16 protein-coding genes are annotated in these 18,705 nt (G+C 40.0%); 11 read left to right on the top strand and 5 right to left on the bottom strand.

Annotated features, from left to right (window positions below):
• The first annotated feature begins 552 nt into the window (after positions 1-552).
• Entirely contained in the window at positions 553-1,551 is a 999-nt protein-coding gene (locus N6A79_RS08395) for a heparan-alpha-glucosaminide N-acetyltransferase (RefSeq protein ID WP_268545589.1), read from the top strand.
• A 32-nt stretch (positions 1,552-1,583) separates the two neighbouring features.
• Here the strand turns inward: N6A79_RS08395 and N6A79_RS08390 are convergent, their stop codons facing one another.
• Positions 1,584-1,973 carry a MerR family transcriptional regulator gene (locus N6A79_RS08390; RefSeq protein ID WP_268545588.1) on the bottom strand — a complete coding sequence of 130 codons (390 nt, stop codon included), beginning with the start codon at positions 1,971-1,973 and terminating at the stop codon, positions 1,584-1,586.
• Positions 1,974-2,022: 49 nt separating this feature from the next.
• Positions 2,023-3,435 (bottom strand): magnesium transporter, encoded by a 1,413-nt coding sequence (mgtE, locus tag N6A79_RS08385; protein ID WP_262078170.1) that lies wholly within the window; start codon positions 3,433-3,435, stop codon positions 2,023-2,025.
• A gap of 814 nt (positions 3,436-4,249) precedes the next feature.
• Between mgtE and N6A79_RS08380 the strand changes: the two genes are divergently transcribed.
• Positions 4,250-4,849, top strand: coding sequence for an invasion associated locus B family protein (locus N6A79_RS08380; protein WP_268545587.1), 600 nt, complete (start codon positions 4,250-4,252; stop codon positions 4,847-4,849).
• A gap of 187 nt (positions 4,850-5,036) precedes the next feature.
• Positions 5,037-6,317 (top strand): MFS transporter, encoded by a 1,281-nt coding sequence (locus N6A79_RS08375; RefSeq protein WP_268545586.1) that lies wholly within the window; start codon positions 5,037-5,039, stop codon positions 6,315-6,317.
• A 72-nt stretch (positions 6,318-6,389) separates the two neighbouring features.
• Here the strand turns inward: N6A79_RS08375 and mfd are convergent, their stop codons facing one another.
• Positions 6,390-9,884 (bottom strand): transcription-repair coupling factor, encoded by a 3,495-nt coding sequence (mfd, locus tag N6A79_RS08370; RefSeq protein ID WP_268545585.1) that lies wholly within the window; start codon positions 9,882-9,884, stop codon positions 6,390-6,392.
• A gap of 261 nt (positions 9,885-10,145) precedes the next feature.
• On the bottom strand, positions 10,146-10,439 hold the full coding sequence (locus N6A79_RS08365; RefSeq protein ID WP_182417190.1) for an FAD assembly factor SdhE: 294 nt from the start codon (positions 10,437-10,439) through the stop codon (positions 10,146-10,148).
• Between the two features lie 279 nt (positions 10,440-10,718).
• On the opposite strand from N6A79_RS08365, the gene N6A79_RS08360 reads away from it, so the two are divergent.
• Positions 10,719-11,483 carry an AzlC family ABC transporter permease gene (locus tag N6A79_RS08360; RefSeq protein WP_268545584.1) on the top strand — a complete coding sequence of 255 codons (765 nt, stop codon included), beginning with the start codon at positions 10,719-10,721 and terminating at the stop codon, positions 11,481-11,483.
• Complete coding sequence (locus N6A79_RS08355) at positions 11,473-11,787, top strand: AzlD domain-containing protein (protein ID WP_182417188.1); 315 nt, start codon at positions 11,473-11,475, stop codon at positions 11,785-11,787. Before N6A79_RS08360 ends, N6A79_RS08355 begins: the two co-directional genes overlap by 11 nt.
• 187 nt (positions 11,788-11,974) lie before the next feature.
• On the opposite strand, the gene N6A79_RS08350 is transcribed toward N6A79_RS08355, so the two are convergent.
• Complete coding sequence (locus N6A79_RS08350) at positions 11,975-12,484, bottom strand: outer membrane protein assembly factor BamE (protein WP_182417187.1); 510 nt, start codon at positions 12,482-12,484, stop codon at positions 11,975-11,977.
• 425 nt (positions 12,485-12,909) lie between these two features.
• Here N6A79_RS08350 and N6A79_RS08345 point away from each other — a divergent pair, with 425 nt between their 5' ends.
• The 6 genes from N6A79_RS08345 (at position 12,910) to N6A79_RS08320 (ending at position 18,638) form a co-directional block, all read left to right on the top strand.
• Positions 12,910-13,479, top strand: coding sequence for a YceD family protein (locus tag N6A79_RS08345; RefSeq protein WP_262078164.1), 570 nt, complete (start codon positions 12,910-12,912; stop codon positions 13,477-13,479).
• Positions 13,480-13,604: 125 nt separating this feature from the next.
• Positions 13,605-14,660, top strand: coding sequence for a phosphate acyltransferase PlsX (gene plsX / locus N6A79_RS08340; RefSeq protein ID WP_182417185.1), 1,056 nt, complete (start codon positions 13,605-13,607; stop codon positions 14,658-14,660).
• Between the two features lie 57 nt (positions 14,661-14,717).
• The gene (locus N6A79_RS08335; protein ID WP_182417184.1) at positions 14,718-15,689 is read left to right on the top strand and encodes a beta-ketoacyl-ACP synthase III; all 972 of its coding nucleotides are present in this window, start codon (positions 14,718-14,720) and stop codon (positions 15,687-15,689) included.
• Between the two features lie 104 nt (positions 15,690-15,793).
• Entirely contained in the window at positions 15,794-16,102 is a 309-nt protein-coding gene (locus N6A79_RS08330) for an integration host factor subunit alpha (protein ID WP_182417183.1), read from the top strand.
• 291 nt (positions 16,103-16,393) lie between these two features.
• The gene (locus N6A79_RS08325; protein ID WP_182417182.1) at positions 16,394-16,906 is read left to right on the top strand and encodes a MerR family transcriptional regulator; all 513 of its coding nucleotides are present in this window, start codon (positions 16,394-16,396) and stop codon (positions 16,904-16,906) included.
• A 316-nt stretch (positions 16,907-17,222) separates the two neighbouring features.
• Positions 17,223-18,638 (top strand): MFS transporter, encoded by a 1,416-nt coding sequence (locus N6A79_RS08320; protein ID WP_268545583.1) that lies wholly within the window; start codon positions 17,223-17,225, stop codon positions 18,636-18,638.
• The last annotated feature ends 67 nt before the right edge of the window (positions 18,639-18,705 follow it).

Here is an 18,705-nt window from a genome sequence, read left to right as displayed (position 1 = left end):
TAACTCAAAAACGGAATTATTGATCTATTAGCTAGCAGTCGACTATTTATGAGTGGTCATCGCAAGCAATAATTTTTCCGATTCTTATAAGATAATGTGGTGTGATGACAGGAAAAAGACAAGCCCATATCGTGATTTGTTCATGAGATAATCGCTGAGGCTTTGAAAAACATGATGATCTAAGCCTAGATTTTATTAAAATTTTTTTAAAGTTATTTTTCGCCTTGAGGATGTATCTTTAAAAATGCTTAATAAAAGCAACGGCTTTTGACTTTATGAAACTGGCTTTAATCTAAATGGTAATAAATACAGCTGCAAAATTTTGGTTTGTTTTTTGCGCTGCTTTCTTCTTCAATAATAGGTGATAATGATGCTTCTTGGTGATAAAATAAATATATTCGCTAAAATCTGCCATGATTAGCGCAGCTATCAAATAATGTTATTGATGGTTGGGTGAAAAATTATTGCTCATGCTGAACTTGAAATATTCTATTTATTTAGTTTATAGCTGCAATAATATTGCATATTGAAATTCATGGGGTTGTAGATTTTATGATAAAGACAAGCGCGGTCAATAATACCCCACAAAAGCGATTGCGGTTGCAAAAGCTTGATATATTGCGTGCTATTGCGTTAATTGGCATGGTGGTATTCCATTTTAGCTGGGATCTTGCTTATTTTCGCTATATTTCGGCTGATACAATAGCTAATGGTTGGCTGACGGATTTGGCCCATATTGTCGCCAGTAGCTTTTTGTTTTTAAGTGGCTTTAGCCTTTATCTTGCGCATAGCAATGGAATAAAATGGCATGCATTTACGCGGCGATTTATTGCTATCATTTTTGCAGCCGGTTTGGTCAGCTTAGCGACCTTTTATATTCTGCCTGATAATTTCATTTATTTTGGTATTCTACATGAAATCGCCTTAACTAGTTTTGTTGGCTTGTTGTTTTTGCGTATGCCTTGGCTAATTAATGTCATTGTTGCTGCAGCCGTGTTTTATGCACCAATTTTTTTACCCCCTGTTTATGGAAATATATTTTTATGGCTAGGATTAAATCCGGCGCCACCATCAACTTTTGACTATGTGCCATTCTTCCCATGGTTTTCCGCCGGTCTGCTAGGCTTAACCCTTGCGCAGTTAATGGATAAGTTAAATGTTTTGTCGCTTTTGCAGGCTGGTATCAAACCAAATTTTTTAAACCAAATGTTACAATGGTTTGGTCGCCATACGCTTCTTATCTATCTTATTCATCAGCCAATTTTAATGGCGGGATTTTTTGTATATTCTAGTATAATTCCGCCACGTGAGCTAACAATTGCTGAAATAAGAATTACGGCAGAAAATGAATGTCGTAAATTTGCAGGATTGGGGGATGATGAAAGCGCGAAATTTTGCGCCTGTGCTTTTGATGAGTTGGACAAACAAGGTCTTTTAGCCGATTTTTTACATGGGCTTATAGATCTAACTGATGATCGTGTTGATCATATTCGTTCAACTTGTCTTGTTGGCGATGATGTATTGGAAACTCCTGCGCAGAATGCAAATTAACTGCGTATTTTAAAAAGACTAAATTAAGCTTATTACCGCATTACGCCAAGTTCGGCCAAACGTTCAAATGAGCGATCTTCAAGGCGCTCAAGATCATCTAATTGATCATTTATATCTTGGCGCATTTGTTTAAGCTTCTGGCGCTGCGTATTGATGTGGTCAAGAATATGACGCAAAGTTTGACTATCTTGCGAGGCATGATCGTTTATGTGTAATAATTGTTGAATTTCGTCTAACGAAAAATTAAGTCGTCTTGCACGCAAAATTGCAGTAATTCTATTATGATCTAATTGAGAATAAAGGCGCATGCGGCCTTGTCTTATGGGTTGAATAAGGCCTTCACCCTCATAATAACGCAGTGTTCTTGGGGTAATGTTAAATTCCTTGGTAAGGTCTTTTATGGTGTAAAATTCGCGTATCATATCATTCTAACCCCGTAAGAGTTTTTTTTGCTTTATTGGGCTTGCGGCTTTACCAAAGACCAAACCACCAAGTTGCCAGTCCGAGGAACGAAAAAAAACCTACAACGTCGGTAATCATGGTGACAAATACCGATGAGGCAATAGCAGGATCTGCGCCAAAGCGGTTTAGTAATAGCGGAATCAGAATTCCACCCAATGCCGCAGCGAGCATATTAATCACCATAGCAGATGCGATGATGCAACCAAGGTCAGGCGACCAAAAAAATAAGCCTGCTGCAGTGCCAATTAATATGGCAAAAAGTACACCATTTAACAGGCCAATGGTCAACTCACGACGAATAACACGGGCGGCATTATATATATCAATGTCTTTTGTCGCTATGGCGCGCACTGTTACCGTCATGGTTTGAGTGGCGGCATTACCACCCATGGACGCAACAATGGGCATTAAAATAGCTAGCGCCACCATATGTTCAATAGTGCCGTCAAAAATCCCGATAATAGAGGCTGAGGCGAGAGCTGTGAATAAATTTACCGATAACCAAGGGGCACGTGATTTAGCGGTTGATAAAACACTATCCGAGAGTTCTTCATCACCAACACCGCCCATGCGCATCAAATCTTCTTCAGCTTCTTGCTGAATAACATCAACCACGTCATCAATGGTTAAAACGCCAAGTAAGCGCTCATTTTCGTCAACTACTGCAGCGGATAGCAAGTCATATTGGCCAAAAATTTGCGCAGCTTCTTCCTGATCCATCGTCGCTGGAATGACATGGCGTGCTTCATGCATTACCTCATCAACACGTACCGGTCTTTGAGTGCGTAATAAACGGTCAAGATCGAGGCTACCCATAAGCCTAAATGTCGCATCAATGACAAATATTTGCGAAAAATGATCCGGTAAATTTTGCTCCTCCCGCATATAATCAATAACTTGACCAATGGTCCAGAATGGTGGCACGGCAACAAATTCTGTTTGCATGCGGCGGCCAGCGCTTTCCTCTGGAAAATCGAGCGAACGGCGAAGGCGAACTTGTTCGGTAAAGGGAAGTTTGGCAAGGATTTCTTGTCGGTCGTCATCATCAAGATCTTCAAGCAGATAAACCGCATCATCGGAATCAATATCTTGCACACCTTCGACAATTTGCTGCGTTGGTAGCGCGTCCATAATTTCAAGGCGCACGGCCTCATCAACTTCGGTAAGGGCTGTAAAGTCGAAACTCTCACCAAGTTGCATGATAAGCTCAGGGCGTTGCTCCGGCTCTAACGCATCAATAAGGTGACCAAGTTCAGAGGGATGAAGTGAGGCGACATTTTCATCCAAAAAGAGTGCATTATTTTCTAAAACTGCATTTTCAACCGCTTCCAGAAACTGTCCTGAAATAACGCCGTCTTCATCATAAATATCAACCGCTGGAAATTCGCGATTGTCTGCTTTGTTTGGATTTGCTTCGCTCATAGATATTGATTCTTGTGTTAGCGGTTTTAAAGTGGTTTTATTGTTAAAACATATTAATGACAAAATATGCATTAATTTTGGAATTAAACTATTTTTTGGAAGTGCTGGTAAATAAGGCGCGATGTATGGCTGTGTACGCAATCAACTAGATAGTGATCGTTTGCTCATTTATCTACAGCCAATTTTTTAGGTTATTAGGCGTTTTGTATGTTGATCTAATGTTTATTTCAAGAATCTTTTTAGGTTGAGTTATCTTCATGGGTACCTTTGAGAAAAAGCAATTTCCCATGGCTCTTTATATTTTTTGGAAAAATGCTTATTGCTTATGACAAAATCCTTGAAATATTATCCTTTTACCTTAATTAACTTCATGTATGGTAGATCATTGTTAAAAATATTAGTAAAATTGAATTTTGTTGGGTTTAAACGCAAGATTAACAAGAAATTGTATCGCAATTTGCTTTAAAAGGCGATATTGAACATAAAGCAAAATTTTTTAAAACCGCAATGATGTGCTTATGTTTGTTGAATTGATAGCATTGTGTTTAAAAACCAAAAAATTATGGTTTGTCATTTTATAAGCATAATTATTTGTCAGGTAAGTTTTAAGTGATGCAACAATGTTTGATGATGTTTGCTCTATTATTTTAAGTTCTATTAATTTATGTATAATACATGAAAATGGCTTATAGCGAATGTTTAAAAACCTGTTGGCTATGCTAGAATATATAAGTTTAAAAATATTTGGCTGGTTTTATTGATGATATTGTCCAAACTAGACAATAGTAGCCAGTCATCTAATTGGAGCAAGTAAATGAAGTTTAATGTCCTCAGCGCTATTAGTGCAATTTGTGTTGCCATGTTTGCTGTGCCTGCTATTGCACAAGATGCAAATCAAGGCCTCGTTCGCAATCAGCCAGCAGCAGGAGATAATGGCGGTGCTCCGGCAAATGTTCAAACTGAAACGTTTGGTGATTGGGTCTATCGTTGTACTGATGTTAAGGTTAGTGATAAATTTACCAAAAATTGTGAAGTTTTACAAATTCGCCAAGCAAAACAAGGCGACCGTACGGCCAATGTTTTGATCATGGCTATTGCTCAGGTAAATGGTGAAAAGCCAGGTGATAAGCCAGTGCTGATGTTGACGACCGTTGTACCGCTCAATGTCTTCTTACTTGAAGGCATTCTTTTCACAGTTGAAAAGCAAAATGTTATGCAATTGCCTTTCCGTTATTGTAATCAACAAGGTTGCTGGGCGCAGGTGCTCTTGGATGAAAAAACCCTCGCTACCTTTAAAAAGGGTAATGAAGGCAAGGCGCGCTTTATGGTCATGAACAATCAAATTGCTGATGTGCAGTTTTCACTTAAAGGCATGACGAAAGCCCTTGAAAGATTGCAAGCAAGCAAGAATTAATTTTAAAACCCTTTTTAAATAATAAAATCCCATTCATGGAAACCACGAATGGGATTTTTTTTGAATGCTTGACTTTATCTTTTTTATTGGAATAGCACCTTCTACCCTTATCAAGTTGCTTTAGTGAATAATTTTAATTTGTCCATGAAATAGCATTCAAACCAGATGATCAAAAGATGGAGTTGTTATGCACCAACAAAAAGATCAACACCATTTTATTCCAAAGCGAGATGTCGCAGCGGTTGTGCTTGGCAATGCTATCGAGTTTTTTGATTTTACTTTATACGCGGCTTTTGCGGTTATCATCGCCAAAGCTTTTTTCCCTTCCCAAAATGAGTTAACTAGTTTGCTTGGCTCGGTTATGACCTTTTCTGTTGGTTTTATTGCGCGCCCCTTAGGAGCTATTTTTATCGGTCAATATGCAGATAAAGCTGGCCGTAAAGCCGCTATGCTGCTGACCATGGTGCTTATGGCTATTGGTACTGGTGGCATGGTTGTATTACCTAGCTTTGCAACACTTGGCATTTTAGCTCCTATCTTATTGATTATTATCCGTTTGCTTCAAGGGCTTGCTTGGGGTGGTGAGGCTGGACCTTCAATTACTTTTATGATGGAGGCCGCACCAGCTAATAAACGGGCGTTTTTTACAAGTTGGCAAATTGTGGCGCAAGGCTGCGCAGCAATTACCGCTGGTTTATTTGGTTTTTTCCTTGCCAAATATTTAAGTCCTGAACAGTTGGCGAGTTGGGGTTGGCGTATTCCCTTTGCTGTTGGTTTGATGATTTTGCCGCTTGGTCTATTCATGCGGCGTCATTTAAAAGAAACCTATCATGCTCCAAAATCTTTAGCCGCAATGTCATCGCATGAAATTGTTATTAATGCGTGGGTAAAATATCGGCGGATGATAATTTTAGGCATGCTTGTCTTATCTGGTGCAACAATCACCCAGTATTTCTTAAATTACATGACCACTTATGCTTTAACTGAGCTTAACTTAACTGCCGACTATGCCATGATTTCTACTCTTATCATGGGTATTGCTATGGTATGTTTTGGTTTGATTGGCGGTCTATGCGCCGACCGCTTTGGGCGCAAAAAAACCATTATTATTCCGCGCATTATTTTGTTGTTTTTGCTGTTTCCGGGGCTTTATGTTGCAAACCTTTATAGCAATGTGTTTGTATTCTATGCGGTGATTATTGTCTTTACCGCCTTGCAAAATATAAGCGGTGCTGGGTTGGTGGTACTGCTTTGCGAGAGTTTTCCGCAATATATAAGGGCAAGTGGTTTTTCGATGACCTACGCTTTTGGAATTACTATTTTTGGCGGAACAGCGCAGCCGATTTTCACTTTTATACTTCAATATAGTGAAAATCCGCTATCACCTGCTTATTATCTTATCATCACCAATATTATGTGTATTGTGGCGACATTGTTTTTTATTGAGCCTAAAATATCAAAAAGCTAAGAATAGCTTATCTATTTGATCTATAATACAAAATAATGCGTTGGCTAATTGATTTAAGCCAGCGCATTTTGATTATACACTTTCAGCAAGTTTAGAAAGTTGTGTCATGACGAGCGCAGTGCCATTAAGCCGCTTTTCAGCACTTTGCCAATCTCTAATAAAGACAATGCTTTGATCTGGGCGGATTTTCGCCATGGAACCCTGCTCAGCAATATATTTAACCAAGCCCACACCATTAGCAAATGTGCCATTGCGAAATTGGATAACCACGCCTTTAGGGCCTGCATCAACTTTTTCAACATTAGCCTTACGACAAAGGGCTTTAATGTAAACTATCTTTAATAGATGTTGCACTTCGAGCGGCATTGCGCCAAAGCGATCAATAAGTTCCGCGCCAAATGCATCAATTTCTTGCGCGTTTTCAAGGTCTGATAGACGGCGATAGAGCCCAAGGCGTAGTTGCAAATCCGGTACATAATTTTCAGGAATCATTACTGCCGTACCAATAGCAATTTGCGGTGACCATTGGTTGTCTTCAACTTCGCCTGTGCCCTTCATTTCAGCAACAGCTTCTTCCAACATTTGTTGATAAAGTTCAAAGCCAACTTCTTTAATATGACCTGATTGCTCATCACCAAGAAGATTGCCTGCACCACGAATATCCATGTCGTGGCTCGCGAGTTGGAAACCTGCGCCGAGAGTATCAAGCGATTGTAATACTTTTAAGCGCCGTTCTGCTTGTGGAGTGAGGATGCGTGAAGCAGGCAAAGTAAACAAAGCATAAGCTCGTTGTTTCGAGCGACCAACACGGCCACGTAATTGATAAAGCGCTGCAAGGCCAAACATGTCAGCCCGGTGGACAATAAGTGTATTGGCAGTTGGAATATCAAGTCCTGATTCAACAATAGACGTTGAAAGCAATACATCATATTGCCCATCATAAAAGGCATTCATAATATCGTCAAGCTGGCCTGGTGCCATCTGACCATGAGCGGTTGCAACCTTTAGTTCAGGTACGTGGCTGCTTAAAAATTCTTTCACTTCATCAAGGTCTGAGATTCTAGGGCAAACATAAAAACTTTGTCCACCGCGATAATGCTCGCGCAATAAGGTTTCACGCAAAATCAAAGGATCAAAAGGCGAGATAAAGGTGCGCACCGCCATACGATCAACTGGCGGCGTTGCAATAAGTGATAATTCACGAACGCCAGTTAAAGCAAGTTGTAATGTGCGCGGAATAGGCGTTGCAGAAAGAGTTAAAACATGAATATCACTTTTTAGCTCTTTTAACCGCTCCTTATGCTTAACACCAAAATGCTGTTCTTCATCGATGATAAGCATGCCTAAATTAGCAAAATCTATGGTTTTACCAAGCAAAGCATGAGTACCAACAACAATATCAACCGTGCCTTCAGCAATACCTTTTTTAGTAGCAGTTAGTTCTTTTGATGTGACAAGGCGCGATGCGTGACCAATATTAATCGGCAAGCCTTGGAAACGTTGGACGAAGGTTTTATAATGTTGGCGTGAAAGAAGCGTGGTGGGTACAACGACCGCCACTTGATAACCATTAAGAGCGGCAACAAAGGCCGCACGAATAGCAACTTCAGTTTTACCAAAGCCTACATCACCGCAAATAAGGCGATCCATCGGGCGTCCAAGGCCCAAATCATCAACCACTGCATCAATAGCATTTTGCTGGTCTTCGGTTTCATCATAAGGAAAGCGGGCAATAAATTCGTCATAAAGCCCTGCGGGTGGAATGAGCGCGGGCGCATGGCGCATTTGCCGTTCAGCTGCAATTTTAATGAGTTGACCAGCCATTTCAAGCAAGCGTTTTTTGAGCTTGGCTTTGCGCGCTTGCCAGGCAACACCGCCCAATTTATCAAGCATCGCTTCGCTTGCCTCACCACCAAAGCGTGATAGCAACTCAATGTTTTCAACCGGCAAAAATAGTCGATCATCGCCAGCATAGTGAAGTTCAAGGCAGTCATGAGGGGCGCCTGCCGCGGTAATAGTTTTAAGGCCAATAAACCGTCCAATACCATGATCGACATGCACAACAATATCGCCACTATTAAGCGAGGTTGATTCGCTAATGAAATTGGCATTTTTCTTGCGTCTTTTGGCTTGGCGGATAAGTCGGTCGCCAAGAATATCTTGTTCGGCAATGACGATTAAGTCTTCAGCAACAAAACCATGCTCAATGGTTACAATACCGGCAGTAATGCGATCACGCGGTGTTGCTTTAACAATTGCAAGCGATGAGGCTTTTTCGACCTTTTTCAAGCCATGCTCATCTAATATCTGACAAAGCCGATCAAGCGATCCTTCGCTCCAACCAGCAAGTAATATTTTTTTACCCTCTGCCCGTAACATTGCAAGATAGTCAACAACTGCGCTGAAAAGATTGATATTATCATCATTGCGTTCAGGCGCGAAGTCACGCACGCTGCTTGTTTTAGCGTGGATAAGACGGGCAGTTCCAACGTCAGGCATTGAAAATGGCGTAAAGTCAATGCGTTGACCACTTTGTTTTTGTGCGGCAAATAGCTTTACTGGAGAAAGGTACAGTAAATCAGGTATTAGCGGATGATAAGGAGTTGCCTGCGCTGTGCCTTTGATAAGTTCGCCTTCTCGGCGCGATTCGTAATATTCGCAAATGAGCGCATGGCGCTCATCCATCGCCTCTGCAGCCAAATGATCAAAGATAACTGGCATTGCGCCACAATGATCAAAAATCGTGTCCATCTCGTCAAAGAATAATGGCAACCAATGTTCCATACCAGCAAAACGACGGCCTTCAGAAATTGCTTCATAAAGCGCGTCACCCGGTTGCGGGGCGCCAAAACGCTGGATATAGGCTTTTCTAAAATGGCTTATCCGCTCTTTTGAAAGCGTGATCTCGCTCATTGGTTGCAAGGAAAAGCTTTTGCGCGTGGTAGTTGTACGCTGGCTTGCAGGATCAAAGGCGCGAATAGTTTCAAGCGTATCACCAAAAAAATCAAGCCGAACCGGCTCGCTGTCGCCTGGCGCAAAAAGATCCACAATACCACCGCGTACGGCATATTCGCCAATATCGCGTACAGTCGTAACCCGCTCAAAACCATTTTTGCTAAGATGTTCAAGCAATTTATCCATAGCAAAGCTTTGACCAGGCCGCGCATGAATAAGTTCATCTTGCAAGGCTTTACGTGGGGGAAGTCTTTGTAATACCGCATTGGCAGTGGTTAAAATAAGTGCTTGATGCGGCTTTTCCCGTAATGCTGCCATGGCACCAAGAGCTGCTAGGCGACGCGCTGAAATAACCTGACTTGGTGAAACACGATCATAAGGAAGGCAGTCCCAAGCTGGAAATTGCAAAATTGGCAAATCTGGATTGATGAATTTGATTGCGCTTTCAATATCATCAAGCTTTTGACCATCGCGGCCAATAAACAAAATAGGACCGCCAGATTCCTCCACCAATTTTGAAAGTGCAAAAGGTTGATAACCTTCTAGCACATTGTCAATGATGACATGAGGGGCAGAGATTTGCGAAAGTAAAAATTTTGAAAATACAGCCATGTCTCAATCATTTAGATAGGTAAAGGAAATTAATTGCAAAGTAGCAATTATTCGTGTCAGTTTTGCAATCGTGAATTTTAATCAATAGAAAAGTCTAAAATAAAGATTTAACGACTTAAACTTAAAGCAGATATTACGCGTTAAATAGTCATCACTTATAATGGTTAGGCAGGCGATTTTAATTCTCAATATCAGTTTGGTAAATGGTTTTAGCATCTACCAAATAGTAAATGCATATGATTTGTATGGGTATATAAGCATTTAGGCTGGAAAATCCATCCTAGTGCGATAATCTAATATGTCTCGAAATAAAGGAGAATCAACATCTGCAGGTACAGGAATTTCTCCTGTTGCCCATGTCAGAAGATCGCGATCTTCAAATGACATGATGTGTTCAAGTTCATCAAGGCCAAGATCTGTCATTTGTGCTATATGGGCATCAACATATTGACCAAGGATAAGATCCATTTCACGAATCCCACGATGCCACGCGCGAAAAATTATTTTGCGTCTTCGTGCATCAAGATCGGTAGTGACGGCTTTGGAGCCAGTCATTGGCAGTTCTCCTTTTTAATGTTTTTTGATCTATAAATGAGTTTTTTCATGCTGTGAAGCTTTTTTGCACATATAAGAATGCTTCCAAGGTATTTAGGCTATCTAAACGAGCTTAAATTGATTAGAAGGTGTTGAAGCCACAGGGCCTAAAGATTTACATAAACTTTAATGTATTTTTTGTGAATTGATAGAGATCAAAAAATGTTTAATCAATTATTTTGGCAATTTATAAGGTGCAATTATAGCTTTTAAATATGCTAATTAAAAATAAGATTTAAGATGCAAAACAAATGTGAAATAACCAAAATTAAGCACCTATATGCTGGGTTTTTAGCCTGTATTCCAACACTGCTTGGTTATTGGGCTATTGGCTTTGCCTGTGGGGCGGTTGGAAATGTAACTGGCTTTTCAACTTTTGAAATTGTTATGATGAGTGTATTTATTTATGCAGGATCTGCGCAATTTTTGTTTTATCAATTTGCTGCAGCTGGGGCAGGGGTGATTGCTATTGCATTGGCTATTGGGTTTATAAATTTACGCTATTTGCTGATTAACACCTATATGTCGCAATTTTTTTCAAAGTCTTCTTGGTGGGAAAAATTGGTGGCTGGAGCGTTGATTACCGATGAAACTTTTGGCGTTGCATCGCAATATGCATTGAAAAATAACAATCAATTACCATTTTATTGGCTTCTTGGTCTAAATGTAACCGCGTGGTTAAGCTGGATTTTTGCCAATTTGGTAGGAAGTTTTTTTGCTTCACTTTTGCCGCTTTGGTTGCGTGATAGTTTGTCTTTTAGTCTTGTTGGCATGTTCGTTGGCTTGTTATTGCTTGGTTGGTTTGCCAGCAGAACTCGTATTCTTGATATTATTGTCATGGTTATTGCTGTTGCAGTAATTGTTTTAACCCATGATCTGTTTTCGGCAGACAAGATATTGGAAAACCTTTCCACTCTTATAGCAACGATCATTGCCGCAACTATTGCAACCATTGTTTTAATGTGGCGGCCAAAGAAGACAAAAGGAAAAAATAATGACAGCTAATATTTTGGCTGCTATTGCAGCATCAGCATTGGTTACGTTTATTATTCGTGTTTTTCCAATTATGGTTTTGGCTCATCGCCCTTTTCCCGTCATTATACGCAATTGGCTATCATTTGTGCCAACGGCTATTTTAACCGCTATCATAACGGTTGAGGTAATGGGTAAGCAGGAAGTTACTTCTTTTGGGATGTCAGTGGCATTGCTTGCAACACTTGCATCATTTATTGCTGGTTTTGCAACGCGAAGCTTGTTTGTAGCTGTAATAGCAAGTATTTTAGGCTTTTTACTGTTTCAAAATATTTAGCTTTTAAATTATAGCTGTATGATGAAGAAAACGCTTTAGCATTTAGATTTGCTGATGGTTTTAATTCGTATAACTAAAAATATGAAGCATTAAATTATGCAATTGCTGTGTTGCAACAAAATACCTTAATTTATAACTGTGCATGCGCTTTGAAAATTAATCAAGCGCATGCATTTAATATCTTTGCTTAACGACCTGTTGTTGGAATGCCAGCAGGTGCTGCTGATGTACCAGTAATTAACTGGTTGAGGAATGATTGATCACGACCACCTGTTGGTGTGGTGTTAGAAGCAAAATCAAACAGACGACCGTCTTGTAAGCCATAATTTGCAATTTTTTTGACGATACCTTGTCCATCAAAATAGATAGCCAAAATTTTGCGATCGATAATTTTAGCTTTCATGAATTGCGCACCGCGATAACGCGTTTGCGAAATATAATAAAATACCTCATTGTCAAATATTGCTGTTGTTGAAGGAGTTCCAAGAGCAAGCAATACTTGATCACGGCTTGATCCAACCGGAATTGAATCAAGAGCTTCTTGATCAACTACATAACCTTCAACATAAGTCTGGCTTGTTTTTAGAAGATCAGTTGTATTGCACGCAGTTGTTGCAAAGGCAACACCAGCAAGCAATGCAATGGTTATTCCGTTTTTAAAACGCTTTCGGGCAAAATTTATGCGCGACAAGGACATCTCCTTTTATGGCATGGTTTAGGGCTGGCCCCGTTTGGTTATATAAAGCTGTCTATGAGGTAAACTAGCTTTAATACATTTGCAACCATAGATATGCGCAAAAGTCTTACCAATCCAGACAAAAACCACAAAATCTTTGATAATTTTGACCATTTCAAAATAAATAATCGTCTTGACGTTAATAACGAGATCTTGGCATCAGCAAGGCGAATTTGTAGAAAATACGACAAAAATGCAATTTTTTTATTTAATTTGCATAATTATCCCCCATTTATTATAGATCTATTTTAAAAAATGTATGGCTGTTGATTTTATGTGCACAAGTTTTTACTGGAATTAATTTTATATCTTGGATTTAGGTTGAAAAACGCTATAATTTTTTTAGCTGCAAGGTGTAGCCTATTGAACAATTGAAAGGATTTATTATGTCAAACAATGCGAACACTCTTATGGCATTTGCTTTGGCATTTCCTGTCAATATTCGCTCATTGCCCCCCAAGGGAGTTGATTTAACTTTAAAAACGGATGAAAAGGAACGGCAGGCACTGGCTAAAAATCATAATCTGCTTGACGTCACGTTTTTCGAGGCGACAATACATATCAACCCATGGAAACGGCAAGGTGTAAAGCTTAGCGGCAAATTACATGCAAAAATAATTCAAGAATGTATAATTAGTGCTCAGCCTGTTGATAGCGTTATTGAAGAAGATATCGAATTAATATTGGTTCCAGAAGGTAGCCGTTTATCGGAAATTGTCCAAAATAATGCCCATGAATTGTTTTTAGATCCTGATGGGCCAGACGTACCCGATAGTTTTAAAGGAACTGAAATTGATGTTGGAGCTATTGTTGAGGAGTTTTTTGAATTGGCAATTGATTCTTATCCTCGCGCCTCAGGAGTAGAGTTTGAAGGGGTGGAATTTGCAAAAGCAGATGTTGGCAATGAAAAGAAGCCTTCGCCTTTCGCAGTTTTAAGTGGTTTAAAGCAGAAATAATCGAAAAAAAAATTAAAATAATTGTTGTTTGTGGCAAGAAAAACGTTATTTTGCCGCTTTAAATTGGCTTATATATCTTAAAATTTATTACAGATATCTTTATCTATGAATCAGGGACAATACTTGTGATCAAAATTGCTGTCGATGCGATGGGGGGCGATATCGGCCCAGAAGTGACAATAGCCGGTGCCGCGATCGCGATCAAACACTATCCCGATATGGAATTAATTTTTTATGGTTTGGCTGATCAGGTAGAGCCAGTACTGGCTAAATATCCACAGCTAAAAGCTGTTTCAACCTTTGTAGCGACCGAAACTGCAACAGGTATGGATGAAAAGCCAAGTCAAGCCTTACGCAATGGGCGAAATAAATCGTCGATGTGGTTCGCTGTTGAAGCCGTTAAAAAGGGTGAGGCAGATGCTTGTGTCTCAGCGGGCAATACTGGCGCGTTAATGGCTATGTCTTATTTTTCTTTACGAATGCTTGCAGAAGCTGAGCGCCCTGGTATTGCTGGCATTTGGCCAAATTTACGCGGTGAAGGCATTGTGTTGGACATTGGCGCAACGATTGGTGCTGATGCGAATCAGTTGATTGATCTTGCAGTTATGGGCGCGGGCATGTGCCGTGCTCTTTATGGAATAAAACGTCCAACCGTTGGTCTGTTGAATGTTGGAGTTGAGGAGGTTAAAGGCCTTGATGAAATTAAAAAAGCGGGGCAAATTTTAAAGCAAGTTGAGCTTGAAGGGCTTGAATATAAGGGGTTTGTTGAAGGAAACGATATAGGTAAAGGCACTGTCGACGTTGTTGTTACCGAAGGATTTACCGGCAATATTGCTTTAAAGGCTGCTGAGGGAACCGCGAGGCAAATTGCTGAAATTTTAAAACAGGCTATGCAACGCTCAATCTGGACGAAAATTGGCTATCTTTTTTCAAAAAGCGCTTTTAAAACCTTGCGTGAAAAGCTAGACCCAAGCCGCGTTAATGGCGGTGTTTTGCTTGGTCTTAATGGTGTTGTGATAAAAAGTCATGGCGGAACCGACGCAGAAGGCTTTGCTTCTGCTTTACGTGTTGGGCATGAAATGGTACGAAATGAGCTTCTTGAAAAAATTGCAGTTGATCTTGCATATTTTCGCGAGCATAAGAGCAAACTATCATTGTCGGACGAGGAAAACGGCGAATGATTGTTTTGAATAAAGATATTATAAAACCGCGAAAAGCGGGTAATTGAGGTTTATAGAATGATACGATCTGTGATTTGCGGTATTGGTGCTGCTTTGCCGCGCCGGGTTGTGAAAAACTCTGAGCTTGAAAATATTGTTGAAACCTCAGATGCTTGGATTGTCCAACGTACTGGTATTGAGCAAAGATATATTGCCGATCCCGATGAAACGACGGTTTCTTTAGGTGTAAAAGCGGCGCAAGCTGCCCTAGCAAATGCCAATTTAACCATTGATGATATTGATCTTATCATTTTGGCAACGGCAACACCTAATCATACTTTTCCTTCGTCGGCGACTGAAATTCAACATGCGCTTGGTATGAAGCATGGTTTTGCATTTGATATTCAGGCGGTTTGCTCTGGCTTTGTTTTTGCACTTACAACAGCCGATAATTATGTGCGTAGCCAAATGGCTAAGCGTGTTTTGGTTATTGGTGCTGAAACCTTTTCTCGTATTCTTGATTGGCAGGACCGTACAACATGTGTTCTGTTTGGTGATGGGGCTGGCGCAGTTATCGTTGAGGCGATAGAGGAAAAAGGCACGACAAATGATCGTGGTATTTTAGCTGCAAAATTGCGTTCTGATGGCTCGCATATGGAGAAGCTCTTTGTTGATGGTGGGCCATCGACAACGCAAACAACAGGTCATTTACGCATGCAGGGGCGTGAAGTCTTCAAACATGCTGTAGGTATGATCACCGATGTGATCGAAGATTGCTTTGCTATTGCGAAGGTTAATGTTGATGATCTTGATTGGTTTGTTCCCCATCAGGCAAATAAAAGAATTATTGATGCATCTGCTAAAAAGATGAATATTCCCGATAGTAAAGTGGTTGTTACCGTCAATGAGCATGGCAATACATCCGCAGCTTCGGTTCCACTGGCGCTTGAAGCTGCCGTTAAAGACGGACGTATAAAAAAAGGTGATCTTGTATTACTTGAAGCTATGGGCGGCGGCTTTACTTGGGGTGCGATCTTATTACGCTGGTAAAAATGCATTTATTCAGCGTTTGCTTGCAAAAGAGCCTTGACCGTTTGAATAGAAAAAGTATAAACAAATTAAGTAAGTAATTAAAATTTGAAGGATTGCGAGTTATGGCAGGTAAAACCGTAACACGTGCAGATTTAGCTGATGCTGTCTGCAGGGAAGTCGGATTATCACGGACAGAGTCTGCAGCTTTGGTTGAAATGATCATTGATGAAGTCTGTAACGCGATTGTTAAAGGTGAGACAGTGAAATTGTCTTCTTTTGCAACATTTCAAGTACGTGATAAAAATGAACGTATTGGCCGTAATCCTAAAACTGGTGAGGAAGTGCCAATTTGTCCACGCCGGGTTATGACCTTTAAGGCATCTAATGTGCTAAAAAAGCGCGTTATTGATGGTCATTCAGTTGGCAAATAAGTTTTGTTGCTAAATATGTTTTGATAACTATGCTGTCATTGTGCTATGAAGCATTTTTGATATTTATAGTGATAAAATGATCGGCTTGTCCGATCATTTTCGTTTTAAACGCTTTTTATTTCTCACCAAATTGAAATATTAAAATTGTTTATTTTCATAATCAAAAATGACTAATTTCTGCTTTGTTGATTTTTAATGGCAAATCAGTCATTGATAAAGCAATTTTATTAGTGGTTCGTATATTGCGCATGCCCAAAATGATAATGAATTTTTCATCTAGGAGACTATGTTATGGAAAAAAGTCCTGAAGCATTTCGTACTATTAGCGAAGTTGCCGATATGCTTGGAATTCCGCAGCATGTTTTGCGATTTTGGGAAACACGCTTTCCTCAAGTGAAGCCGATGAAGAGGGCAGGGGGGCGGCGTTTTTACCGTCCTAATGATGTTGATCTTATTACTGGTATTAAGCGGCTTCTTTATGATGAAGGTTATACGATTAAAGGTGTACAAAAACTTTTAAAAGAAAACGGTGTAGCCTTTGTTTCTGCAATTGGTCAGGGCAATATTGATGCAGCTGAGGAAATTGCTAGAAAGAAACAGCAGGAGCAATCTGAAGATTTATTTCCTGATGATATTATTCCTGACAATAAAAGCGGGCGTAAGTTCTTTGGGCTTGTTAAAGATGATGAAGCTTTAGGGGCACGTAAGCCCAAATTATCTAAGGATAGCTCAACCCTCTTGCAAGAAGCTTTATTTGAACTTATTGAATGTAAGCGTTTGCTTGATCGCGCCCGCACCCAATAGACAAATTTTTGAGTGACAATTCTACATATAGCAATGGCTTTTTCCTTTATTTAAATATTAAGGAAAAAGCCATTGTTATATGTAGAAGTCTTTTGTTGGTTAATTGGCTGCAAGATTTGATTTTATAAATTAATCGTGATTTTAACAAAAAAGTAAACTTATCTAAATGTCATAATAATGGTTATTAATCATAACGCTGCAAAATACTCCAAGTGTTGTACAGTTCTGGTGTTGCTTGGTCTTAAAGGCGGATACACCAATAACCATTATTCAAAAAACTTTTGAAAATTGCTTCTGCATTTTAATAGGTGAAACAATGGCACAGGCGCAACCAAGTTGGGGGCAGCTTTTAGGCGGAAAGAACGGTATTCGCTCAATCACATTAGTTGGTGGTGTGGCGCTTCATGCGATAAATGTCTATATTGTTGTAACGATTTTACCTTCTCTTGTTCAAGATATTGGTGGAGAGCGTTATTATTCATGGGCTGCCACGCTTTTTGTAACTGCATCTTTAATTGGGGCGGCACTTGTTTCAAAATTATTAGCACTAATTGGACCAAGAACGGCTTATATTATTGCTGCCCTGATTTTTGCGATTGGTACATTAGGCTGTGGTTTTTCAACTACCATGCCAATTTTTCTTTGTTTTCGTGTTATTCAAGGTTTTGGCGGTGGTATATTGCTATCTTTGACCTATAGTATGGTGCGCATTGTTTTTGAGCGCCCCCTATGGCCGTTGGCAATGGGTTTAATATCGGGTGTTTGGGGCGTATCTACTTTATTGGGGCCTGCGATTGGTGGTATTTTTGCAGAGTATGAAAGTTGGCGTTGGGCATTTTGGTTGGTCAGTATTTTAGCTTTTCTTTTTACGTTTTTAGCTTATGCGGTTTTGCCGCAACGCTCGCAAAATCATCGTGGCAATTCTATTCCCATTTTACAGCTGTCCTTGTTAACTGGTCTTGTTCTTGTTATTTCTGCTGGCAGCGCCATGGAAAGCAATTTAGCGAAAATTGGTGGCCTTATTTTAGGTCTTGCGGCATTTTTTGTTTTGGCAATTGTTGATAGGCGTGCCAAATATCGCTTGTTGCCTGATGGAGCTTTTTCACCCTCTTCTCAGTTGTTCGCCATTTATGTTTTGATGCTAGCACTTTCTATTGCAGTTAATGGTGCAGAATTATATCTCCCTTTATTTTTACAGGTTTTACATGGTCTAAGTCCATTGCCTGCCGGTTATATGGCGGCATTAATGAGTATAGGTTGGACGGCAGGGACATTGCCTAGTGCAACGGTAAGGGCACAGCATTTGCCAACACTTATTAAATCAACGCCATTTTTATGTATCATCGGTATGCTAGCCCTATGTTGGCTCGTGCCAACAATGGAAACATCAACCGTTCATTTAATTGTGGTGTCTTTCGCTTTATTTATCATCGGGGTTGGCGCAGGTACAATCTGGCCTCATCTTTTGACCAGAGTTTTGCAAAGTGCCAAGGACGAAGATGCTGATCTTGCTAGTGCTTCGCTTACATCTGTGCAGCTTTTTTCAACCGCATTAAGCGCAGCAATGAGCGGGACCATTGTCAATTTTGCTGGCCTTACCAATCCCGGCGGCGTAGGTGGCACAATAATTGCTGCGCAAGCACTATTTGTATTTTTAATTATATTAATGTTATGTGGCATGCCCTATGCTTGGCGCATTAGCCGTAATATCAAAAATGACGATGCAAATTGAAGTAGTTGTTTAGATTAATTAGCCGCTATGCTAGCATAGTTTTTAAAAGCACTTTCCAATTATTTAA

Origin of the sequence: Bartonella sp. HY761 (assembly GCF_026743145.1) — a bacterium.
Lineage (GTDB): Bacteria > Pseudomonadota > Alphaproteobacteria > Rhizobiales > Rhizobiaceae > HY038.
This window is presented reverse-complemented; position numbering and strand designations above follow the sequence as displayed.